Genomic DNA, 20,848 nt, shown 5'->3' on the forward strand with positions numbered 1-20,848 from the left:
ACTGCCGCGGGCCACCTGTTCGATGGTTGGGCCATTTCCTCCCCGTCCCTGTTCGTTTCCCCATGTCCTGCCTTGCGGCAGAATGCGGAAGGCTTTCTTCGGCCTCCTCTGCACGGGCGGAAGCTTAACGGAAGGCCCCGCGCCGCGAAAGACGCCGGGCGCACGGGAAGCGGCTCTTTCCGCCCGCGAACGCATAATCAATGTGCAGTTGCGTATCCATGCATAAAAAATGTGCAAGAAGTTGCGGCGGCGCCCGCGCCGAAACAGCGCCTGCGCCCAAACAGCGAATTGGATCAACGGCTTGCGGGAGCGATCCAACCCGGCACGTTTCTTGAGAATCACCTTGCAGGCGTCGTCCCGCGCCCTGACGGCAAGCCGCGGGGCGGCGCCGCGGAGCCGGGACCCAGCGGCCCGGCAACAATGGAGAAAAGGATGACTGTGAAGGGATATGCATCGGGAGCCTGGCGAAGGCTGCCCCTCGGAGCCTCGGCGGCCGCGCTCACGCTCCTCACTTCCGCAGGCCAGGCCTTCGCGGATGAAGCCCCGAAGATCGACACCGGCTCGACCGCCTGGATGATGACGTCCACGGCCCTCGTGCTGCTGATGACCATTCCCGGCCTCGCCCTCTTCTATGGCGGCATGGTCCGCAAGAAGAACGTCGTGGCCATGACGGCGCAGAACTTCGTCATTACCGCCCTCGTCACGGTGCTCTGGACGGTGATCGGCTACTCGCTCGCCTTCCGCGATGGCGGCGCGCTGCAGCCCTATATCGGCGGCTTCGACCGGGCCTTCCTCAAGGGGCTCACGGTGGGGGCGGTTTCGGGCGCCATTCCCGAAAGCGTCTTCATGGTTTTCCAGATGACCTTCGCCATCATCACCCCGGCGCTCATCACCGGCGCCTTCGCCGACCGCATGAAGTTCTCCTCCCTCCTCGCCTTCATGTCGCTCTGGCTCATCTTCATCTATGCGCCGGTCGCCCACTGGGTCTGGGGCGGAGGCTTTCTCGGCACGGCGGGCGTGCTCGACTTTGCCGGCGGCACGGTCGTCCACATCAATGCGGGCATTGCCGGCCTCGTGACCTGCCTGGTCCTCGGCCCGCGCAAGGGCTACGGCCATGAAAACATGGCGCCGCACAATGTCGTGCTCACCATGATCGGCGCCTCGCTGCTCTGGGTCGGCTGGTTCGGCTTCAATGCAGGCTCGGAACTCGCGGCCGATGGCCGGGCGGGCTTCGCCTTCGCTGTCACCCAGATCGCGACCGGCATGGCGGCCCTTTCCTGGATGTTCGCCGAATGGTTCGTCCACAGGCGGCCGACGCTGCTCGGCCTCTGTTCCGGCGCGGTCGCGGGCCTCGTCGCCATCACGCCCGCCTCGGGCTTCGTCGATCCGGCGGGCGCGCTCTGGATCGGGCTTGCCGCCGGCATCATCTGCTTCATCGCCTCGACCACCGTGAAGCGGGCGCTCGGCTATGACGACGCGCTCGACGTCTTCGGCGTCCACTGCGTGGGCGGCATCGTCGGCGCCGTCCTCACCGGCGTCTTCGCGACCATGGCCGTGACCGGCGCGGCCTCGCCCGTCGGCGGCGTCGATGGCAATTGGGGGCAGGTCCTTACCCAGATCAAGGGCATCCTCTACACCCTCGTCTGGTCGGGCATCGGCACCTTCGTGCTGCTCATGATCGTGAAAACGGTCTTCGGTCTCAGGGTGTCGCCACAGGAAGAAATCGAGGGCCTCGACATCAATCTCCATGGCGAGACGGTGCAATAGGAGCGACCGGCGGGGGCCGCCCGCCCCAAAGGTTAACGATATTCTGAGGAATTGCTTCCAATTGTGTGGATAAAGCCCGAAGATTCCACAGATTTCTCCACCGATGGGGGCAGGGCAAGCATCTGGACCGGCTCCGAGTGCCCCGGTAAGATTGAATGGTGCGCCGAAGCGGGATGCTTCGGCGCTTAACCATGCCGCGGCACGAGCCCGCCGGTTGGAGATGCTTGCGCCCTCATGTCCGCGAACGACCTGACCCATAACCGCTTTGCGGACCTGCCGGATTCTCCCTTCCCCCGCCTCAACGAGCTGATCGAGGGGCTGAGCCCGGGCAAGTCGCCGATCGTGATGTCGCTGGGCGAGCCGCAGCACCCCTTCCCGGCCTTCGTGTCCGAAACCATCGCCACCCATGCGAAGGAATTCGGCAAATACCCGCCGATAGCCGGGACGCCCGATTTCCGCGCCGCGGTCGCCGCCTGGCTCGGACGGCGCTACGGCCTCGGGCCCGACGTGATCGGCTCGAAAAGACCGCTCGATCCCGACCTCCAGATCCTGCCGGTGAACGGCACGCGCGAGGCGCTTTTCAACGTCGCCTTCGTGGCAACGCCGCTCGCCAAGGCGGGCCGGCGCCCGGCGATCCTGATGCCCAACCCTTTCTACCAGTGCTATGCGGCGGCGGCCCTCGCCGCCGGCGCCGAGCCCGTCTATGTCGCCGCGACGCGCGAAACGGGCTTCCTGCCGGATTTCGCGGGCCTGCCGGAAGAACTTCTGGCGCGGACGGCGATGATCTATTTCTGCTCGCCCGCCAATCCGCAGGGCGCGGTGGCGAGCCTCGACTATCTGAAGGAGCTGATCCGGCTCGCGCGCCGGCACGGCATCCTTCTCGCGATCGACGAGTGCTACGCTGAAATCTATGACCGCGAGCCCCCTTCGGGCGCGCTTCAGGCGGCGCTCGAACTCTCGAACCCGGATGGCGAGGTTTTCGACAACATCGTCGTCTTCCATTCGCTCTCCAAGCGGTCGAGCCTTCCGGGCCTGCGCTCGGGCTTCTGCGCGGGCGGCCGCGCCTTCATGATCCGCTTCCGCAACTTCCGCAATGTCGGCGCGCCGCAGGTGCCGCTGCCGATCATGGCGGCCTCGGCGGCCGCATGGAGCGAGGAAACCCACGCCACCGAAAATCGCGAGCGCTATCGCCGCAAGATCGACATGGCCGAGCGCATTCTCGGCAATCGCTTCGGCTTCTATCGTCCGGCGGGCGGTTTCTTTCTCTGGCTCGATGTCGGCGATGGCGAGAAGGCGGCCCGCGAACTCTGGGCGCGGGGCGGCGTGAAGGTCTTGCCTGGCAAGTATCTCTCGCGCGAAGATTCGCTCGGGCGCGTCAGCAATCCGGGCGCCGCCTATATCCGCGTCGCGCTGGTTGAAAGCGAGGCCGCGACGGAAGAAGCACTGACGCGCATGGCGGAGGTTCTGTGATCGGTGCTGCCGCACGCGGACGGGCGCCGAAACCGAAGGCGACAAAGAAGACGTCGAAACGGCCGGCGTCCGGTGGTTGGAGGACGGGAGTGAGGATCTGGGCTAACCCGCTCGCCTATCTGCCCATGGGCGTGCGGCTCTTCCTGAGCCGCCGCCTGGAGGAAGCCGCGGGCCTCGCGCTCATCCTTTTCGCGCTTTTCGGCCTCGTCGCGCTGCTGAGCTGGTCCCGCCACGATCCGAGCCTGAACAACGCGACCGGCATGCCGCCGCAGAACTGGATGGGCATGCCCGGCGCCTATGGATCGGACATTCTTCTCCAGACGCTCGGCCTCGGCTCGCTCGTCTTTCTCATTCCGCCGGCTGCCTGGGGCGTGCGGCTCATTCGTCACGACATGCCGCCGCGCCTCGTGCTGCGCGTCGCCTCCTGGCTTCTCGCGACGCTCTTCGCCGCCGCCTTTCTCGGCACGCTGCCGCTTCTCCAGATCTGGGCGCTGGCGCCCGGCCTCGGCTTTGGCGGCGTGCTGGGCGATGCGCTCTCCGCGCTCGGCCTCGGCCTCTTCTCGCCCTTCATCGGCACCGGGCTTTCCTATGCGCTGACGGCGCTCGTCACCGCGCCCATCGCGGGCTTCCTCGCGCTCTATGCCGCCGATCTCGAAATCGCCGACATCCGAGCCTTCGCCCGCCGCGCCGCCTTCTGGACGCGCGAGGACGCGGACGACGAGGAGGATGACGAGGAACTGAGCTATCCGCTCCGCCGCCGCCGCCGGGGCGAGACGCAGCCCGAAGGAAACGGCGCGACAAGACGCAGCCCGTCTCCCCGCCGCCCCGATGTCGAGCCGAGCCGCCTTCGCGTTCTCGCCTGGACGGTCGGCGATTTCGTCACCGACTGGCGCGACCGCCTCATGCGTCAGGGCGACTATGCCCCGCTTTCGGCGGAGGAAATCGCGGAGGCGCGGATGCGCGGCGGCTTCGGCCGGCGGACGGCCGCGGACGACGAGCCGATCCCGGATGATGAGGAGGAATTCGAGGAGGAGCGCCCTGCCCGCCGCAGGAGCGCGGCCGAGCGGCTGGAGCCGAAGCTCGAGTCCAAATCGACGCCGCGCGTAAGCCGCACCGCGCCCAAGGCCGCGAAGCCCTCCAAGCGCGCGGCGAAGGAAGCGCAGCCCTCCCTCGCGCTCGAGCCCGCGAGCGACTACCAGCTTCCGCCGCTCAGCCTCCTCGCCAGGCCGAAATCGATCGGCGGCGCGGCCGCGATGACCGACGAGGCGCTCGAGCAGAATGCGCGCCTGCTCGAATCCGTGCTCGACGATTTCGGCATCAGGGGCGAGATCATCAATGTGCGGCCGGGCCCCGTCGTCACGCTTTACGAACTCGAACCGGCGCCCGGCATCAAGTCCTCGCGCGTCATCGCGCTCGCCGACGACATCGCCCGTTCGATGAGCGCGGTGTCGGCGCGCGTCGCGGTCGTGCCGGGCCGCAACGCCATCGGCATCGAGCTTCCCAATGCGAAGCGCGAAATGGTGTTCCTGCGCGAACTTCTCGAAACCGCCGATTACGAGAATGCGAGCTCGAGGCTCACGCTCGCGCTCGGCAAGAATATCGGCGGCGAGCCCGTCGTCTCCGATCTCGCCCGCATGCCGCATCTTCTGATCGCGGGCACCACGGGCTCCGGCAAGTCGGTCGGCATCAACACGATGATCCTGTCGCTGCTCTACCGGCTCTCGCCCGAGCAGTGCAAGCTCATCATGATCGACCCGAAGATGCTCGAGCTTTCCGTCTATGACGGCATCCCCCATCTCCTCGCGCCCGTGGTGACGGAGCCGAAAAAGGCCGTCGTCGCGCTCAAATGGGTGGTCAAGGAGATGGAAGACCGCTACCGCAAGATGTCGAAGGTCGGCGTACGGAATATCGACGGCTACAACACCCGCGTCGTCGATGCCGCCGAGCGCGGCGAGGTGCTGGTCCGCACCGTGCAGACCGGCTTCGACCGCGAGACGGGCGAGGCGATCTACGAGGAAGAGGAAATGGACCTCGCGCCCATGCCCTTCATCGTCGTCATCGTCGACGAGATGGCCGACCTCATGATGGTCGCGGGCAAGGAGATCGAGGCCGCCGTGCAGCGCCTCGCCCAGATGGCGCGCGCCGCCGGCATTCACATCATCACCGCGACGCAGCGCCCCTCGGTCGACGTCATCACCGGCACGATCAAGGCGAACTTCCCGACCCGCATCTCCTTCCAGGTCACCTCCAAGATCGACAGCCGCACCATTCTCGGCGAGCAGGGCGCCGAGCAGCTTCTCGGCCAGGGCGACATGCTCTACATGGCCGGCGGCGGGCGCATCCGCCGCGTGCATGGCCCCTTCGTCTCCGACGAGGAGGTGGAGAAGGTGGTGAACTTCCTCAAGAAGCAGGGCGTGCCCGAATATCTCGAGGCGATCACTGCCGAGCCCGAGGAAAACGGCGAAATATTCGGCCTCGATGGCGAGGGAACGGGCGATGATCTCTATGACAAGGCGGTGGCCATCGTCGCTCGCGACAAGCGCGCCTCGACGAGCTACATCCAGCGCCGCCTCCAGATCGGCTACAATCGGGCCGCAAGGCTGATCGAGCTCATGGAAGAACAGGGCGTGGTGAGCCCGCCCAACCATCAGGGTAAACGCGAGGTTCTCATCGGAGAGCACTGAGGGGGCGAGCGCCGACGGAGGAGACGAAACTGCGGCTTCGCGGCCACAGTCAGGGCGGGAAGATCGAATGGCAAGCCTTCCGCCGCCATCCGCCGCAGGGCCGCCATGCGCCTTTCTTCATTTTGCCACAAAGGGCCAACATGTTTTGCCTTATGAGAAACCTCGACCATAGCAGGCGCATGCGGCAGATGATGCTCGCCGCCGCGGCCCTTGTGGGCATCGGCGTGCTCGCGCTCGCGGTCATGACGGCAACGGTGACACACGCTCATGCGGCGCAGACACAGGCTGCCCGCACGCTCACCGACGCCGACAGGGCCGATCTCGATCGCATCAGCGCCTATCTCACGGGCCTCACAAATCTCCAGGGCAATTTCCTGCAGGTCGGGCCCGACGGATCGGTGACGGAAGGCAAGTTCTATCTGCGCCGTCCCGGCCGGCTACGCTTCGAATATGCGCCGCCGACCAAGCTCCTCGTCGTCGCGGACGGCACCTGGGTTGCGGTGAAGGACGGCTTTTCCGCCGTTCAGCGCTATCCCATCGGCTCGACGCCGCTCGGCATCCTGCTCGACAAGAATGTGAACATCGCCGACGAGGTGGAAGTCCGCTCCGTCGAGCGCCAGCCCGGCGTGCTGCGCGTGACCGTCGCCGATCGCGGCCGGAACGCGGCGGGCGAGTTGACCCTCGTCTTCGACGAGCCCAACCTCCAGCTTCGCCAATGGGTGGTGACAGACGCGCAAGGGCTCCAGACGACCGTCGCGCTTCGCAACACCCAGTCCGGCCTTCGTGCCGACAATGCGCTTTTCGTCCTCAAGGACGAGCAGCGCCCGGGCATGCGCAATCCGCAATAGCACTCGTTTCACGGGCGGGTTTGGCCGATTTTTGCCCGGAAAATGGGCACTTTTGGCGATTCACCTGACTTTAGGGCGCATTTTGCCGCCCCGCCTTGACCACTCCCCGGGGGGTCGTGGTAGCTCTTGAGGGCATGACCAGAAAGTTTTCCAGACGCCCGGTCGTCGGCGTACCCTGCGACGTCAAACTGCTGGGAGCACACCCGTTTCATGCCGTTGGTGAGAAATACATCGCCGCGGTCGAGGGTGGCGCTCACACCAAGCCAGTCCTGCTTCCCGTTCCGCGCCTTTCCGATGGCGGCTTCGATCTCGAACGCGAACTGGATGAGATTTTCGCCCTTTGCGACGGCATTTTTCTCACCGGCTCGCTCTCGAACGTCCATCCGAGGAATTATGGCGGCACGGACCCGCGCGAAGGCGTGCTGCTCGACGAGCAACGCGACGCGCTGACGCTCGATCTGATCCGCGCTTCCGTCGCGCGCGGCGTCCCGATCTTCTGCGTCTGCCGCGGCTTTCAGGAAATGAACGTCGCGTTCGGCGGCACGCTGCACCAGCACTTGCAGGAAACCGAAAGCGAAAAGGGCTATGCGCCCCGCATCGATCATCGCGAGCAGAAGGACGATCCGCTCGACGTGCAGTATGGCCCCGCCCATGAGGTGGAGTTGACGCCGGGTGGCATTTTCGAGAAGATTCTCGGCACACGGACGATCAGCGTGAATTCGCTGCACGGCCAGGGCGTTGCGCGCGTTGCCGAGGCCCTCGCCATCGAAGGGCGCGCGCCGGACGGTACGGTGGAGGCGATGAGCGTGAGGGATGCCCGCGCCTTCGCGCTTGGCGTGCAGTGGCATCCCGAATGGAAATATTGGGAAAACCCGGTTTCGCAGAAGCTGCTCCGGGCCTTTGGTGACGCGGTGCGCGAGGCCGCTTCGGTGCGTGATACGGAGGGTCGCTGACTTTGACGCCGGATCATCGCACCGGAATTCAATCGTGATGAGCGCGATCTTCTCGCAGACTTGCTTTCGCATATTCGGGTCGCGCCGGACAAAATGGAAAGAAATGGTGTCCCATGGTGACGGGGAACGAAACCGTCAATAACAAGGACGATCTGGTCAGATGGCTTAAGGACCGGCGCATTACGGAAGTCGAGGTGATGGTGTCGGATATGGCCGGCATCGCACGCGGCAAAATCCTTCCGACAAGGAAATTCATCTCAGGCCTGACGGAGCGCACGCTGCGCCTGCCGGAATCGATTTTCGGCCAGACGGTGACGGGCGACTTCATCGACAGCCCCGTGCTCTCCGATACGGAACCCGATATCGTTCTCGATCCCGATCCGCGCACGGTCCGCATCGTGCCCTGGTACGATGAGCCGACGGCGCAGATCATCTGCGAGGCGAATTATCGCGATGGCACCCATGTGCCGATCGCGCCGCGCAACGTGCTGAAGCGGGTGCTGGCGCTCTATGAAGAGAAGGGCTGGCAGCCGGTCGTCGCGCCGGAAATCGAGTTCTATCTCGCGGCCAAGAACATCGACCCCGACTATCCGCTCGAGCCGCCTGTCGGCACCAACGGACGGCGCGAGAACGCACGCCAGTCCTACGGCATCGACGCGGTGAACGAGTTCGATCCGATCTTCGAGGACATGTACGATTTCTGCGAGGCGCAGGACCTCGACATCGACACGCTGATCCATGAATCGGGCGCGGCGCAGGTCGAGATCAATTTCGATCACGGCGAGGCGCTCGAGATCGCCGATCAGGCGTTCCTCTTCAAGCGCACCATGCGTCAGGCGGCGCTGAAGCACGGCATCTACGCCACCTTCATGGCCAAGCCCTATGAGGGTGAGCCCGGCAGCGCGATGCATATTCACCAGTCGGTTGTCGATGTGGAGACAGGCGACAATCTCTTCGCGACGAAGCAGGGCCGCGACACCAAGCTCTTCCTGTCCTACATCGCGGGCCTTCAGAAGCATCTCGCCGGCGCGATGCCGCTCATCGCCCCGAACGTCAACTCCTATCGCCGCATCGTCCGCGACCTCGCGGCCCCCATCAACACCCATTGGGGCCATGAGAACCGGACGGTGGGCCTGCGGATTCCCGAGGCCAAGCGCGCCGGCCGCCGCGTCGAGAACCGCGTGCCGGGCGCAGACTCCAATCCCTATCTCGCCATCGCCGCTTCGCTTGCCTGCGGCTATATCGGCATGATGGGCGATCTGGTGCCGACCAAGGAGATGAAGGGCAACGCCTATGAGTCGAAGCGCTATGCGCTGCCGCGCCATCTCCTCGACGCGCTCGACCATCTGCGCTCGTCGAGCGAGCTGAAGGAAATCCTCGGCCACGACTTCGTGCAGGTCTATCTCGACGTGAAATACACCGAGCACGAGGCCTATCAGCAGGTCATCTCGGCCTGGGAACGCGAGCACCTGCTGCTGAACGTGTGAAGCGATACCGGCAGGCTCGCGCCGTCGCCCGGACACGATCCGGGATGACGCGCGCGAGACTCGCCTCGCTGCCACGATTTCACTACAATGAACGCATGTCTCGCAGAGGTTTCCATAATAGCCGCCGCCAGAAGCGCGATCTTCTGATCCTTTGCGCGCGCATCGGCTACAATCCATAGAACCGCTCCGGCGCGGTTCGCCGAACCGCTCTCGACCTTTCCGCATCTCGACCAATCTGAGTACGGAGCGATCCCATGTCGCAGACACTTGCGAAATCGAATCAGACGAAACGCTGGCAGGAGATGGATGCCGCCCATCATCTCCACCCCTTCACCACGCATCACGACCTGGCCGCCAAGGGCGCGCGCGTCATCACCAACGCCAAGGGCATCTATCTCTATGACTCCGAAGGCCGCCGCCTCATCGACGGCATGGCGGGCCTCTGGTGCGTGCAGGTGGGCTATGGCCGCGAAGAGCTGGCGGAAGCGGGCTACAAGGCGCTGAAGGAGCTTTCCTACTACAACAGCTTCTTCCAGACGACGAACCCCTACACGGCCGAGCTTTCACAGCGGCTCTCGGAAGTCACGCCGAAAGGCATCGACCGCTTCTTCTTCGCCAATTCGGGCTCTGAAGGAAACGACAGCGCGGTCAAGATCATCCGCTATTTCTGGAACCTTCAGGGCAAGCCGAAGAAGAAGATCTTCATCGCCCGCAAGAAGGCCTATCACGGCGTGACGCTGGCGGCCGCTTCGCTCTCCGGCATCTCGGCGATGCATCCGCAGGCCGACCTGCCGCTCCCGGGCTTCGTGCATATCGACTGCCCCTACTGGTATGGCGAGGGCGGCGACATGACGCCCGACGAATTCGGCCTCAAGACGGCCCGCGCGCTCGAGGAGAAGATTCTCGAACTCGGCGCCGAGAACGTCGCCGCTTTCGTGGCCGAACCGGTGCAGGGCGCAGGCGGCCTCATCATTCCGCCCGCGACCTATTGGGCCGAGATCAACCGCATCTGCAAGAAATACGACGTGCTCCTCCATATCGACGAAGTCATCTGCGGCTTCGGGCGCACGGGCCAGTGGTTCGGCTCGCAGACCTTCGGTATCGAGGCGGACATGATCAACATGGCCAAGGGGCTCTCGTCGGGCTATCAGCCGATCGCCGCCGTCGGCCTCGGCCAGCGCGTCGGCGATGCGCTCTTCCATGCGAAGGACGAGTGGTCGCACGGCTTCACCTATTCGGGCCACCCGGTCGCCTGCGCGGTCGCGCTCGCCAATCTCGATGTGCTGCAGAAGGAGCGTCTCGTCGAGAAGGTCGGCGGAGCGACGGGCGCCTACTTCCAGAAGAAGCTCGCCGAACTCAACGACCATCCGCTTGTCGGCGAGACGCGCGGCGTGGGCCTGCTCGGCGCGATCGAGCTCGTGAAGGACAAGAACACGCGCGAGAAATACCCCTCCGAACTCGATGTCGGCTATCGCTGCCGCGTCCACTGCTTCGAGAACGGTCTTGTCATGCGCGCCATCGGCGACACCATGGTGCTGAGCCCGCCCCTCGTCATCACCGAAAGCGAGCTCGACGAGCTTTTCGCGCTGGCGCGGAAATGCATCGACCTCATCGCCCGGGATCTCGGCGTACTCTGATCTGTGCCATTACAGGACGGATCGGGGCCGGATTGCGGAGTTTTCCAGGCCCTGAAACACGAGTTTTCAGGGCCGATCCAGCGCTACCACGCGCAATTTGGAATTTGTTAAAAGATCGCCCAGCCCCCCATTGAACCGGGGCTGGGCGAAACCTATCTACCTGCCATGAGGGCGGAGCAACGTGCCCTTCAGGCGACCTGCCCCCCGCTCGCCTGTTGTGGTGCTCCGGCCCCCGAGGGCGCCGGAATTCCCCTCCCGGCGCCCAAGCGCAGAAGAAGCGCGGTTGCGCCCCGTCTCCCCCCGGCGGGGCGCAACTTTTTGCGCGCCCGCCAAAAAACCAACAACACCGGGGCGCAACTTTTTGCGCACCCGCCAAAAAACCAACAACACCAGGGCGCAAGTTTTTGCGCTTCCGCGCGCCCGGGGCGCAAAGTTTTTCCCTTCCATGTATAAAGCTCCCCGACAGGATTTTGCGAACGGCCCTCGCGCGCGAGACTTTCCATGCACGATGAAGACGACGAGCCGCACATCACGCTGAGCGACGAGGACCTCGACGCGCTGGAGGACGAGATCCCGCTCCTCAAGGCCGTGCGCCTTTTCGCCGAGGAGGCGGCCTCGATGCCGTGGTTCGCGCATCTCGGCGAACCGCTCGACCGCGAAACGAAGGCGCGCGCGCGTGCCTATCTCGACACGCTCGGCTTTCCCGATGCCGACATCGCGCTCGTCACGGACTGGGAAGAGGCGGGCGATGCCGCGGCCAATCTCGATTTCGACACCGCGCAATGGGAAGCCGAGGAAGCCCTGCGCGCCGCGCTGACCTCCGACGCGCTGGAGCATGTTTCGGAGGAAGGCCTGTCCATCGCGCTCACCCATGTTTCGGCGCTCCTCGCCGGGCGTGTGGGCGCCGCCGCGCGCGAGGCATGCCTTCGCGCCGGTATCGACGACGAGGCGCTCGCCAACGCCGCCGCCGGCGCCGCCATCCAGGCGGCTCACGGCGCGGCCCTGTCGCTCATCGCGGCGAGCGGGGAGACGCATCCCTTCCGCTACAAATTCTCGCTTTTCGCACATGGCCGCTGGCCCATCGGCATTGCCGGCCTTTCCTTCAATCTCTTCTGATCGGCCATGCGATGAAAACTCAATCCGCCACGAACCTCAAAGTCGCCACCTGGAACATCAATTCCGTCCGTCTACGGATTAATCTCGTCGAGGACTTCCTCGGCGGGGAGAACCCGGACATTCTCTGCCTGCAGGAAATCAAATGCACGACCGACGCCTTCCCCCTGAAGGCGATCCGCAAGGCGGGTTATGAGCACATCGCGGTCAACGGCCAGAAGGGCTATCACGGCGTCGCCATCGCAAGCCGCGTGCCTTTCAAGAAGGTCGAGGCGCGCGACTTCTGCAACAAGGGCGATGCCCGCCACATCTCGGTCGATCTCGACGTGCCGGGCGGGCTCACGCTCCACAATTTCTACGTGCCTGCGGGCGGCGACGAGCCGGACCCGGACGTGAACGAGAAATTCGCGCACAAGCTCGACTTCCTGCGCGAGATGACCGCCTTTTATGACGGGCTGAAGCGCAAGAGCGAGAACCGCATGATCCTTGTCGGCGATCTCAACGTCGCGCCGCTCGAGCACGACGTCTGGTCGCACAAGCAGCTTCTCAAGGTCGTCAGCCACACGCCGGTCGAGGTCGAACTGATGAACGAGCTGATGGCCTCCCATGACTGGGTCGACGTGATGCGCCGCTTCGTGCCCGCCGATCAGAAGCTCTATTCGTGGTGGAGCTACCGGGCGAAGGACTGGGAAGCCTCTGACCGCGGACGGCGGCTCGATCACATCTGGGTGACGCCCGCGCTCGCCGACGCGCCGCAATCCATGAAGGTGCTGAAAGAGGCGAGAGGATGGGAGCGGGCATCCGACCATGTTCCGGTGGTCGCAAGCCTGAGGCTCTAGCTGGGGGGAGCCAGCTTAGGGGGTAGGGTGGCCTCGCTTCGACGCCCGCTCCTGGGGCTCCTCCCTCGGCGCGATGGCGTTCCGGAACCCGGCCGCCATTTCTTTTCGCTCGGGGTAGCGGGACAACATTAGGGTGTTGACCCTAGGGACGCAAGAGCCCACCATGCCCGCCGACCGACTTTTCCGACACAGGGCTTCGATGGCACCGAACACCAAAGAGCGGATTCTCGCCGCAAGCCTGAGGCTCTTTAACGAAAACGGCTACGACACCGTCACTACGGCCCGGATCGCCGAAGAGGTGGGCATCTCGGAGGGGAACCTCTGGTATCACTTCCGCACCAAGAAGGACCTGGTACGAGCCCACCAGCACAATCTCATCCGCCGCATCGACACCCGGCTGGCGATCAAATCGACGCCGGAAACGGTGCTCGACGCCTATGTGCTCTTCAATCGCATGGTGTTTCAGGAGGTCTGGGACTACCAGTTCCTCTATCGCGATCAGGCGGAATTCGGCCGGACCTCGCCCGAACTCGAAGGCAAGGTGCACCGCGTCTATGAGCTGACGACCGCCATGCTCCAGAAGATGTTCCGCCACATGATCGAGGCGGGGCATCTGTCCATGCCGGTCGACCAGCTTGCGCCGCTCGCCGACAACGTCTGGGTGGTGGTGCGCTACTGGCCGAGCTTTCTGCGCGAGACGCGCCGCGTCGTGAAGCTCGACAAAACGGCGCTCAATGGCGGCATCCGCCATCACTTCGCGCTCTTCGAAACCCATCTGACGGTTGAGGCCCGCGCCTATCTGGAAGTGCACGCCTATGGCTGAGGGGAAGGCTTTGGGCCTTCGCTGGGCCTGAGCGTCACTCGGCCGGCTTTTCCTTGCGCTTCAGCGTGACGAAGGTTGCCGTCGAGCTTCCCGTCGCGAGCAGGGTTCCATCCTCGCTCAGAAGCTCCCCCTCGATGAAGCCGACGGACTTGCCGCGCTTGATGACGCGGCCCCGCCCGATGATGCGGCCGGGACGGGCCGGATTGAGCATCGAAACCTTGAGCTCCAGAGTAGGGCTGATCTGACCCCATTCGAGATCGAGACCGACGGCGAGGCTCATCACATCGTCGAGCATGGCCGCGACCATGCCGCCCTGAATGCCGCCCCACATGTTGCAAAGCTCGGGGCTCGCATTGAAGGCGACCTCGACGGTTCGCGCTGCCGGGTCCGCGTCGAGGATTTCGAGACCGAGATAGCGGCTCGCCGGCGCCATGCGCTTGAAGACCGCCTTGATGTTCGGCGGCCAGTCCCTGGCCTCCGCCTCGTTGGGCGCGCTCTCTTTCGTTTCGCTCATATTCCTCTCCGCACTCCGAGCCGCCGCCCGACCTCCGCAACTTCGCCGCCGACCGCCGCGAGGCGGGCCGCAAGGGCCTGCGCGACCGCGCCCGCCATCTCCGGAAACTCCTCCATCAGCCTCTGAAAGAGATAGCGGCTGATCCGCAAGGTCTTGACCGGGCTCGCCGCCCTGACGGTCGAACGGCGCAGCCCCTCGCGGAAGAGGGCGGTTTCGCCGATGAGGTCGCCCCTGTCAAGCCGCAGCGCCCGCTTGCCCGTTTCGGGCGTCTCCCCGCCCAGATGGGCGAGCATGACCGCCTCGCCCTCGATGATGAGATAGGCATCGTCCGCGGGCTCGCCCGCCTCGAAAAGCGTTTCCCCGGCGGCAAGGTCCCGCCGCTCCGCCGTGAAGGCGATCACTTCGAGCCTGACCGGATCGAGTTCGGCGAAAAGATCGTGGCCGCGCATGAGCGCGATGACGGTTGCGATGTTCATGGGGGCGAGCATAGCGAAATGCGGGGCGCCGGCGAAAGAGGGCGGGCCGGGTCATGGGACGGGCGGGCGCCCACGGGGGCGCGGGCTCATTTGCCCTCTGCCCGCCCAGCCGCTATGAAGACAACCGGCGAGGAGGCGCGCTATGAAGGACAATGGCACGATGGCCTGGGATTTCCCCGATCCCTTCATCCATGAAGTGACGGTCGAGCCGCATCACATCGACGATTTTCAGCACACGAACAATGTCGTCTATCTGACCTGGATGGCGAAGACCGCCTGGGAACATTCCAAGGCGCTCGGCCTCGACTTCGCCGCCTATGCGAAGCTCAATCGCGGCATGGTGGTGCGCCGCCACGAACTTGAATATTTCGCGCCCTCCCATGCCGGCGACCGCGTGCTCGTCGCCACATGGATCACTGGCAATGACGGCAGGCTGCGGCTTCGCCGCCGTTTCCAGATGATCAACGCCATGACCGGCGTGACGCTGCTGCGTGGCCTTTCCGACTTCGTCTGCATCAATATCGAAACCGGCAAGGCAACCCGCATGCCCGCCGAGTTCGCCACGACCTACCGGCTGACGGCGACGGTGGAAGGGGACGCCTGAAGGCGCGGCAACGCTCTTGCTGCGGTGCGGCGAATTGCCCCCTTGGCCCGGTGCCGCCGATCCGGCACATGACAGGGAGCTTCAGTTCCTCGTATTCCCGGAGGCCGCCATGGACCGCATCGACGGCGCCACGCTCTTTTCCGTCAACATCGTTCTCCTGATCGCGCTGGGCGTCATGTTCTGGGGCGCGACGGCCATTCTCATCGCCGCCCTCATCGGCACGCCCATCATGCTGACGATCATCGTCATGCTGGCGCGCCCGCGCCGGATCTGACGCGCGCGAAAGCGTCTAGGCGGCGAGCACCGCCGCCTGCGCCGGATCGAGATATTCCTCCAGCCGCGTGATGCGCCCATCCGCCACCTGCACGACGAGGCAGGCGGGCATGGAAAAGGCTTCGCCATTCGGCCGCCTGCCGCTCAGCACATGCTGCTGGAGATAGCCGCCGGGAATGGCGATGCGCCGGAGGATGTTGTATTTGCGCTCCGGCAGCGCGCGCACGAGCCAGCGCAGCACCTTGAGATTCCCTTCGACCGTCTGATCGGCATTGTCGAAATTGTGCCAGATCGCCGCGTCGGGCGCATAGCAGGCCCTGACGCCCTCCAAGTCGCCTTCTTCGATCGCATGCGTGAATTTTTCCGCAAGCGCCAGAATCCCGGCTTCGCTCTCCGCCATCCCGTTCCCCCTGATCTGTTACGGCACCAGCCTGTAGCCGCCCGCGTCCGTGATGAGGATCCGCGCGTTGGACGGGTCTTTTTCGATCTTCTGCCGGAGCCGGTAGATATGCGTTTCGAGCGTGTGCGTCGTCACGCCTGAATTATAGCCCCACACTTCGGTGAGCAGCACATCGCGGCCGACCACGCTGTCCCCGGCGCGATAGAGAAACTTGAGGATGCTGGTTTCCTTTTCCGTCAGCCGGATCTTCCTGTCCGCCGCGTCGACGAGAAGCTTCGCGCCGGGGCGGAAACTGTAGGGGCCGATACTCAGAACGGCATCCTCGCTCTGCTCGAAGTTGCGCAGATGCGCGCGAATGCGCGCCAGCAGGACGCCGAAGCGGAAGGGCTTAGTCACATAGTCGTTTGCGCCCGCATCGAGGCCGAGGATGGTGTCGGCATCCGTGTCGGCGCCCGTCAGCATGATGACGGGAGCCTTGAGGCCCGCCTTGCGCATGAGCCGGCAGGCTTCGCGCCCGTCCATGTCGGGAAGCCCCACATCGAGCAGAATGAGATCGACGTGATGGGCGCGCGCATACTCCACGCCCGCCGCCGCCGTCGGCGCGACGGCGACCTCGAACTCCTCGTGAAGCTCGAGCTGTTCCGTCAGGGAAACCCGCAGCGCCTCGTCATCGTCGACGATGAGTATCCTCTTCCTGGGCATGTGTCAGAGGCCGTATCCGAATTTGCGAATATGCTTTTCGAGCAGCGGCAGCGCCGGGGCCAGATGTTTTTCATAACGCCGCCAGCGATCCGCCGCGCTCGTATAGAGCGGCTGGATCACCTGCGCATAGGAGGGCGTACGGATCGTTCCGCGCGCGAGCGCATGGGCGGCGGGGTCGGCCTGCGCCTCGTGCCAGGGAAGACCGAGGAAATCGAGCACCGGCGTCACCTCCGCCCGGAGGTCGCGGATCAGGTTCTCGTAACGCACCTCGACGACATTGAGCGACAGAAGTTCCCTGCAGGTCTGCCAGAGCGTCATGACCCGGTCATAGAGCCGGGCGGAATCCTCGATCGTCAGGAAATTTGCCATCGAGGAGTTGAGCTGGAAGTCCTGCATGAAGCAGGACAGCACGCTGTCGGCCGGATGGCGCAGGGCGAGGATGAACTTCGCCTCCGGAAAGACGCGCTGAATGAGCGCGGCATGAATGAGATTGAGCGGCAGCTTGTTGATGACCACCTTGCCGCGGAAATCGCCCTTCTCCGCTTCGAGCGCCGCCCAGTAGATCTCGCGCAGGCGCGCGCGCTCTTCCTCGCCGATCTCCGCCAGCGCCGCCGGATAGCCGCCCTTCATGGCGTCGACCGCATCGCGCACCGGAATGATGAGCGGCAGTTCCTCCAGCACCTGCACATCGGGATGCGCGTCGAGGATCTGATCGAGAAGCGTCGTGCCGGAGCGCGGGAAGCCGACGAGAAAGACCGGCGCGGCGCGATGGCCGGGCTCGGCCGCCAGCGGCGGAAGCTCCCGCCATGTTGCGACATGCGCCGGCGTCAGCGTGTCGATGAGATGCACCACCTGCCCGAGATAGACATTCTTGTCGCAGCGCTGCGCCGCCGCCTCCCTTGCCGCTGCTTCGTTCTGCTGCGCGAAGTGGCGGAACGCGGCATCCGTATCGCCGAGCCTGTCGCAGATCTGCGCAAGCTCGGCATGGAGCGCGCGGCTCTCATCGACCGGCAGGGTGTCCTCGGCGACGGCTTCGAGTTCGGCCCGCAGCGTCGCGAGGAGAGCCATGTCGCCGGACGCATTGCGGCGCAGGATGCGCGAGCGCATCCTCCGTGCACTGACGAGATTGGGGTCGAGGGCCATCGCTTCCTCGATGCAGGCAAGCGCCGGCTCCATTTCCGTCAGCCGTTCATGAAGCTCGGCCTTCAGCACCAGAAGCGCCGCAGGCGTGCGGTCGAGGCGCTTGCGCGCTTCCTCGCACAGATCGAGCCCTTCGCGAAATCCGCCGCGCTGCATGAGAACGCGGATGGCCTGCACATAGGGAAGCGCGTCCCGCGAATCGAGCCGCATCATCTCCCGAAGATCGGTGAGCGCTTCTTCCGTCCGCTGAAGGGCCTCGTAAACCCGGCTGCGATGAAGGAGCGCGAGCCGGAAGCCCGGGCTCATGTCGAGCGCGCGGGCGTAAGAGGCGAGCGCTTCATCCGTCTTGCCGAGCGCCGCCTTGGCGTTGCCGAGATTGACGAGGATGTTGGCGTGCGGCTTGCCGTTCCTGAGCGCCAGCATGATGAGCTCTTCGGCATCCTCCAGCTTGCCCGTATCGAAGGCGATGAGGCCGAGAAGATGGAGCGCGTCGGGCTGCTCCGGATCGAAACTGAGAACCTGTTTGAGGATCGCGGCCGCGCCTGCATAGTCGCGCCGCTCGAAGCGCTCGGCCGCCGCCTTGACGCCGCCGAGAAGCTCCTCGGCCGTCGGGCGGCGCGTGCGGACAGGCTGCCCATAGGCGGAGAAGGGCAGCCCCACGGTCGGCCGGGCCTGGCCCATGGCGCCCCCCCCAATGCCGCCCCCCATGGCAGTTGGCGGCAGCGGCACTGTCGGCCGCGCTCCGGTCCGGAGGGGAAACGGGTTCTGGCCGGGCTTTGGCGGGCGCTTGCTCATCGGGGCTTGGTCCTTCGGCTTTGCAGGCGGAGTTTGCCACATGGTCAGGCGCGCTCCAAACCGCGGGGGTTACTCATATCCGGACCCGTTCCGACCCGGCAAGCTCTGCCGGGCGGAAGGGCGGCTGGCAGGGACCTGAGCCCGCAAGCCATTGAATCCACGGGCGTCCGGCTCTGGCGCGGCTCTTGCTCCGGGGACCGTGACCGAGTCTTTGCAGGGCCCTCATGACCGAAGCCGCGCTCACCGTTCCGCACCTTACCCATGGCAAGCACAACATGGCGTCCGATGCTTTCGCGGCGCTGCGTGCGGCGCGGGAGAACGGCGCCGCGCCCGCCGGACAGGAACTCGGCTTCTCCGACCTTCTGGATACGCTGAACCCGCTCCAGCACATCCCGGTCGTCGCCCAGATCTATCGCCATGTGACGGGGGACACGATCGGCCCGGCGGCCCGCGTGGCGGGCGGCGCACTTTATGGCGGTCCGGTCGGGCTCATCGTTTCGATGATCGACGCCGCCGTCGCCGAAAAGACCGGCAGCGACATTGGCGAGCACATGTTCGCGGGCCTGACGGGCGAGACGCCGCAAACGCAAATCGCCGCCGCCCCGCGCGACGAAGCGCCCGCGACGACCCCGGAACGCGCGCCCGCGCAAATGGCGGCGGCCGACCCGGAAACGACGGCCTCGATCGCAAAGCCCGCCGCGCCCGCCACTGCCGCACCGAAGCCCGTTCCCTCGGCCATGCCGCAACTGAGCTCGGACGCCTTCAACGCGCTCATGAATTCCTTCGAGACCCCCCGCGCGGCGAAGCCCGCGAATCCTGATGTGACGGCGAAACCCGCAAATCCTGAAGTGGCGGCGAAGCCCGCGCCGCGGCTCGCGGCCACCAGCACGCCATCCGCCGGAAAGCCGCTCGAGCTTGCGCCCGCGAAGCCCGCCATGCCGAATGATCTCGCAGGCACCATGCAGGATGCGCTCGACCAGCTCGAAGCGCTGCGGCGTGAGCATCCCGAGATGCCGCCCGTATCCGCCTTCGCGCCACCCGGCGCGAGCGGGCTCTGAACCGGTAATCCCTTGGCGGCGGCCGGGCGCAGGGCCTAAGCTCGCGCCATGTATATTCACGTAAGCGCAAGGCCCGGCGCGCATACAGGGCGGCTACAATTCGGCGATCTCGACTTTCCCTGCGCTCTCGGTCGGTCGGGCATCGTCGCCTCGAAACGGGAGGGCGATGGCGGCACGCCCGCGGGCCGCTTCGCGCTGCGGGAGTTGCACTGGCGCGCGGACCGGCTCTCGACGCCGGCGACCGCGCTCAGGCGAAGGCTGATTGCAAGGAGCGACGGCTGGTGCGATGCGCCGTCCGATCCCGCCTATAATCGGCCGGTTTCATTGCCCTACAGGGCAAGCGCCGAGACGCTCTGGCGCGACGACCACCTCTACGATCTCCTCGTTCCACTCGGCTACAACGACGAGTCCGTGGTGCCGGGCGCGGGCAGCGCGATCTTCTTCCATCTGGCGAATGAGAAGGACGGCGAACTTGGCGCGACGGAAGGCTGCGTGGCGCTCCGGCTCGCTGACATGCTGGCGCTTCTCGCCCGCGTGGCGCACTCGACGGAGATGGAGATCGCGCTAGCGGCGTGAACCGAAAAGCGCGCTGCCGATCCGCACATGCGTCGCGCCGAGGGCGATCGCCGTTTCGAAATCGCCGCTCATTCCCATGGAGAGACGGGCAAGGCCGTTCCGCCGCGCGATCTTGTCGAGAAGGGCGAAATGCAGCGCCGGTTCCTCATCGACCGGCGGAATGCACATGAGCCCTTCGATGGCGAGCCCATGCACCTCACGGCAGCGGGCGATGAAGGCATCGGCCTCGCGCGGCGCGATACCCGCCTTCTGCGGTTCCTCGCCCGTGTTGACCTGAATGAAAAGCCGCGGAAGCTGCGCGCCTTCCACCCGCGCCTTGACGAGCGCGGCGGCGAGCCGTTCGCGATCGAGCGTATGGATCGCATCGAAGAGCGCGAGCGCCTGGGCGAGCTTGTTGGTCTGCAAGGGGCCGATGAGATGGAGCTCGATATCGGCATGGGCCGCCTTGAGCGCCGGCCATTTCGCCGCCGCCTCCTGCACGCGGTTCTCGCCGAAGACGCGCTGACCGGCCTCGATCAGCGGCGCTATGTCCTCCGCGCCGAAAGTTTTCGAGACGGCGACGAGCGTCACCTCCCGCGGATCGCGCCCCGCCGCGCGCGCGGCCTTGTTGATGCGCGCCCTGATGGCCGCAAGACGCGATGCGGGCGTCTCGCTCTCGGCTTGCCGATCCTTTAGGCTGTTGCTCATCT

General features: G+C 65.4%; 21 protein-coding genes. 14 read left to right on the forward strand and 7 right to left on the reverse strand.

Going from position 1 to position 20,848, the window contains the following annotated elements:
- Nucleotides 1-342, reverse strand: a 342-nt coding sequence (locus WBG82_RS11040) for a hypothetical protein (protein ID WP_424424580.1), incomplete at its 3' end; no start/stop codon positions are given.
- A 90-nt stretch (nucleotides 343-432) separates the two neighbouring features.
- On the opposite strand from WBG82_RS11040, the gene WBG82_RS11045 reads away from it, so the two are divergent.
- The 10 genes from WBG82_RS11045 to WBG82_RS11090 all read left to right on the forward strand — a co-directional run bounded on the left by WBG82_RS11045 (nucleotide 433) and on the right by WBG82_RS11090 (nucleotide 13,621).
- Nucleotides 433-1,767, forward strand: coding sequence for an ammonium transporter (locus WBG82_RS11045; RefSeq protein WP_424424581.1), 1,335 nt, complete (start codon nucleotides 433-435; stop codon nucleotides 1,765-1,767).
- Between the two features lie 234 nt (nucleotides 1,768-2,001).
- The gene (locus tag WBG82_RS11050; protein WP_424424582.1) at nucleotides 2,002-3,237 is read left to right on the forward strand and encodes an aminotransferase class I/II-fold pyridoxal phosphate-dependent enzyme; all 1,236 of its coding nucleotides are present in this window, start codon (nucleotides 2,002-2,004) and stop codon (nucleotides 3,235-3,237) included.
- 125 nt (nucleotides 3,238-3,362) lie between these two features.
- Complete coding sequence (locus WBG82_RS11055) at nucleotides 3,363-5,921, forward strand: DNA translocase FtsK (RefSeq protein WP_424424608.1); 2,559 nt, start codon at nucleotides 3,363-3,365, stop codon at nucleotides 5,919-5,921.
- Between the two features lie 179 nt (nucleotides 5,922-6,100).
- Complete coding sequence (locus WBG82_RS11060) at nucleotides 6,101-6,769, forward strand: LolA family protein (RefSeq protein WP_424424583.1); 669 nt, start codon at nucleotides 6,101-6,103, stop codon at nucleotides 6,767-6,769.
- 134 nt (nucleotides 6,770-6,903) lie between these two features.
- A complete protein-coding gene (locus WBG82_RS11065; RefSeq protein WP_424424584.1) occupies nucleotides 6,904-7,722 on the forward strand; it encodes a gamma-glutamyl-gamma-aminobutyrate hydrolase family protein in 819 nt (272 codons plus the stop codon).
- A gap of 113 nt (nucleotides 7,723-7,835) precedes the next feature.
- Entirely contained in the window at nucleotides 7,836-9,209 is a 1,374-nt protein-coding gene (locus WBG82_RS11070) for a glutamine synthetase family protein (protein ID WP_424424585.1), read from the forward strand.
- A 254-nt stretch (nucleotides 9,210-9,463) separates the two neighbouring features.
- Nucleotides 9,464-10,846: an aspartate aminotransferase family protein gene (locus WBG82_RS11075; protein ID WP_424424586.1), complete on the forward strand. Its 1,383-nt coding sequence runs from the start codon at nucleotides 9,464-9,466 to the stop codon at nucleotides 10,844-10,846.
- Between the two features lie 501 nt (nucleotides 10,847-11,347).
- The gene (locus WBG82_RS11080) at nucleotides 11,348-11,962 is read left to right on the forward strand and encodes a hypothetical protein (RefSeq protein ID WP_424424587.1); all 615 of its coding nucleotides are present in this window, start codon (nucleotides 11,348-11,350) and stop codon (nucleotides 11,960-11,962) included.
- A gap of 11 nt (nucleotides 11,963-11,973) precedes the next feature.
- On the forward strand, nucleotides 11,974-12,798 hold the full coding sequence (gene xth, locus WBG82_RS11085) for an exodeoxyribonuclease III (protein ID WP_424424588.1): 825 nt from the start codon (nucleotides 11,974-11,976) through the stop codon (nucleotides 12,796-12,798).
- 199 nt (nucleotides 12,799-12,997) lie between these two features.
- Nucleotides 12,998-13,621 (forward strand): TetR/AcrR family transcriptional regulator, encoded by a 624-nt coding sequence (locus tag WBG82_RS11090; RefSeq protein WP_424424589.1) that lies wholly within the window; start codon nucleotides 12,998-13,000, stop codon nucleotides 13,619-13,621.
- A gap of 34 nt (nucleotides 13,622-13,655) precedes the next feature.
- Here the strand turns inward: WBG82_RS11090 and WBG82_RS11095 are convergent, their stop codons facing one another.
- Together WBG82_RS11095 and WBG82_RS11100 are read right to left on the reverse strand one after the other, a co-directional pair.
- Nucleotides 13,656-14,135, reverse strand: a complete 480-nt coding sequence (locus WBG82_RS11095; RefSeq protein WP_424424590.1) for a PaaI family thioesterase — start codon at nucleotides 14,133-14,135, stop codon at nucleotides 13,656-13,658.
- Nucleotides 14,132-14,611: a cyclic nucleotide-binding domain-containing protein gene (locus WBG82_RS11100; RefSeq protein ID WP_424424591.1), complete on the reverse strand. Its 480-nt coding sequence runs from the start codon at nucleotides 14,609-14,611 to the stop codon at nucleotides 14,132-14,134. The genes WBG82_RS11095 and WBG82_RS11100 overlap by 4 nt, the downstream gene beginning before the upstream one ends.
- A gap of 142 nt (nucleotides 14,612-14,753) precedes the next feature.
- Here WBG82_RS11100 and WBG82_RS11105 point away from each other — a divergent pair, with 142 nt between their 5' ends.
- Both WBG82_RS11105 and WBG82_RS11110 read left to right on the forward strand, forming a co-directional pair.
- Nucleotides 14,754-15,215, forward strand: a complete 462-nt coding sequence (locus WBG82_RS11105; RefSeq protein WP_424424592.1) for an acyl-CoA thioesterase — start codon at nucleotides 14,754-14,756, stop codon at nucleotides 15,213-15,215.
- 109 nt (nucleotides 15,216-15,324) lie between these two features.
- Nucleotides 15,325-15,489, forward strand: a complete 165-nt coding sequence (locus WBG82_RS11110; RefSeq protein WP_424424593.1) for a hypothetical protein — start codon at nucleotides 15,325-15,327, stop codon at nucleotides 15,487-15,489.
- 15 nt (nucleotides 15,490-15,504) lie between these two features.
- On the opposite strand, the gene WBG82_RS11115 is transcribed toward WBG82_RS11110, so the two are convergent.
- Genes WBG82_RS11115 through WBG82_RS11125 form a run of 3 tightly spaced genes read right to left on the reverse strand, consistent with a single transcriptional unit; the run spans nucleotide 15,505 to nucleotide 18,411 of the window.
- Nucleotides 15,505-15,888: a nuclear transport factor 2 family protein gene (locus tag WBG82_RS11115; protein WP_424424594.1), complete on the reverse strand. Its 384-nt coding sequence runs from the start codon at nucleotides 15,886-15,888 to the stop codon at nucleotides 15,505-15,507.
- Nucleotides 15,889-15,906: 18 nt separating this feature from the next.
- Nucleotides 15,907-16,590 carry a response regulator transcription factor gene (locus WBG82_RS11120; protein WP_424424595.1) on the reverse strand — a complete coding sequence of 228 codons (684 nt, stop codon included), beginning with the start codon at nucleotides 16,588-16,590 and terminating at the stop codon, nucleotides 15,907-15,909.
- A 3-nt stretch (nucleotides 16,591-16,593) separates the two neighbouring features.
- Nucleotides 16,594-18,411, reverse strand: a complete 1,818-nt coding sequence (locus tag WBG82_RS11125; RefSeq protein WP_424424596.1) for a sulfotransferase — start codon at nucleotides 18,409-18,411, stop codon at nucleotides 16,594-16,596.
- Nucleotides 18,412-18,749: 338 nt separating this feature from the next.
- Here WBG82_RS11125 and WBG82_RS11130 point away from each other — a divergent pair, with 338 nt between their 5' ends.
- Both WBG82_RS11130 and WBG82_RS11135 read left to right on the forward strand, forming a co-directional pair.
- Complete coding sequence (locus WBG82_RS11130) at nucleotides 18,750-19,583, forward strand: hypothetical protein (protein WP_424424597.1); 834 nt, start codon at nucleotides 18,750-18,752, stop codon at nucleotides 19,581-19,583.
- 48 nt (nucleotides 19,584-19,631) lie between these two features.
- Nucleotides 19,632-20,159, forward strand: coding sequence for a L,D-transpeptidase family protein (locus WBG82_RS11135; RefSeq protein WP_424424598.1), 528 nt, complete (start codon nucleotides 19,632-19,634; stop codon nucleotides 20,157-20,159).
- Here the strand turns inward: WBG82_RS11135 and WBG82_RS11140 are convergent.
- Nucleotides 20,148-20,846, reverse strand: a complete 699-nt coding sequence (locus WBG82_RS11140) for a YggS family pyridoxal phosphate-dependent enzyme (protein ID WP_424424599.1) — start codon at nucleotides 20,844-20,846, stop codon at nucleotides 20,148-20,150. The genes WBG82_RS11135 and WBG82_RS11140 overlap by 12 nt on opposite strands.
- Nucleotides 20,847-20,848: the final 2 nt, after the last annotated feature.

The organism is Parvibaculum sp. (genome assembly GCF_049671045.1).
Lineage (GTDB): Bacteria > Pseudomonadota > Alphaproteobacteria > Parvibaculales > Parvibaculaceae > Parvibaculum.

Coding starts and splice junctions, on each gene's coding strand:
- WBG82_RS11045 (WP_424424581.1), top strand. CDS start 433: ATGACTGTGAAGGGATATGCATCGGGAGCCTGGCGAAGGCTGCCCCTC.
- WBG82_RS11050 (WP_424424582.1), top strand. CDS start 2,002: ATGTCCGCGAACGACCTGACCCATAACCGCTTTGCGGACCTGCCGGAT.
- WBG82_RS11055 (WP_424424608.1), top strand. CDS start 3,363: ATGGGCGTGCGGCTCTTCCTGAGCCGCCGCCTGGAGGAAGCCGCGGGC.
- WBG82_RS11060 (WP_424424583.1), top strand. CDS start 6,101: ATGCGGCAGATGATGCTCGCCGCCGCGGCCCTTGTGGGCATCGGCGTG.
- WBG82_RS11065 (WP_424424584.1), top strand. CDS start 6,904: ATGACCAGAAAGTTTTCCAGACGCCCGGTCGTCGGCGTACCCTGCGAC.
- WBG82_RS11070 (WP_424424585.1), top strand. CDS start 7,836: ATGGTGACGGGGAACGAAACCGTCAATAACAAGGACGATCTGGTCAGA.
- WBG82_RS11075 (WP_424424586.1), top strand. CDS start 9,464: ATGTCGCAGACACTTGCGAAATCGAATCAGACGAAACGCTGGCAGGAG.
- WBG82_RS11080 (WP_424424587.1), top strand. CDS start 11,348: ATGCACGATGAAGACGACGAGCCGCACATCACGCTGAGCGACGAGGAC.
- xth (WP_424424588.1), top strand. CDS start 11,974: ATGAAAACTCAATCCGCCACGAACCTCAAAGTCGCCACCTGGAACATC.
- WBG82_RS11090 (WP_424424589.1), top strand. CDS start 12,998: ATGGCACCGAACACCAAAGAGCGGATTCTCGCCGCAAGCCTGAGGCTC.
- WBG82_RS11095 (WP_424424590.1), bottom strand. CDS start 14,135: ATGAGCGAAACGAAAGAGAGCGCGCCCAACGAGGCGGAGGCCAGGGAC.
- WBG82_RS11100 (WP_424424591.1), bottom strand. CDS start 14,611: ATGAACATCGCAACCGTCATCGCGCTCATGCGCGGCCACGATCTTTTC.
- WBG82_RS11105 (WP_424424592.1), top strand. CDS start 14,754: ATGAAGGACAATGGCACGATGGCCTGGGATTTCCCCGATCCCTTCATC.
- WBG82_RS11110 (WP_424424593.1), top strand. CDS start 15,325: ATGGACCGCATCGACGGCGCCACGCTCTTTTCCGTCAACATCGTTCTC.
- WBG82_RS11115 (WP_424424594.1), bottom strand. CDS start 15,888: ATGGCGGAGAGCGAAGCCGGGATTCTGGCGCTTGCGGAAAAATTCACG.
- WBG82_RS11120 (WP_424424595.1), bottom strand. CDS start 16,590: ATGCCCAGGAAGAGGATACTCATCGTCGACGATGACGAGGCGCTGCGG.
- WBG82_RS11125 (WP_424424596.1), bottom strand. CDS start 18,411: ATGGGCCAGGCCCGGCCGACCGTGGGGCTGCCCTTCTCCGCCTATGGG.
- WBG82_RS11130 (WP_424424597.1), top strand. CDS start 18,750: ATGACCGAAGCCGCGCTCACCGTTCCGCACCTTACCCATGGCAAGCAC.
- WBG82_RS11135 (WP_424424598.1), top strand. CDS start 19,632: ATGTATATTCACGTAAGCGCAAGGCCCGGCGCGCATACAGGGCGGCTA.
- WBG82_RS11140 (WP_424424599.1), bottom strand. CDS start 20,846: ATGAGCAACAGCCTAAAGGATCGGCAAGCCGAGAGCGAGACGCCCGCA.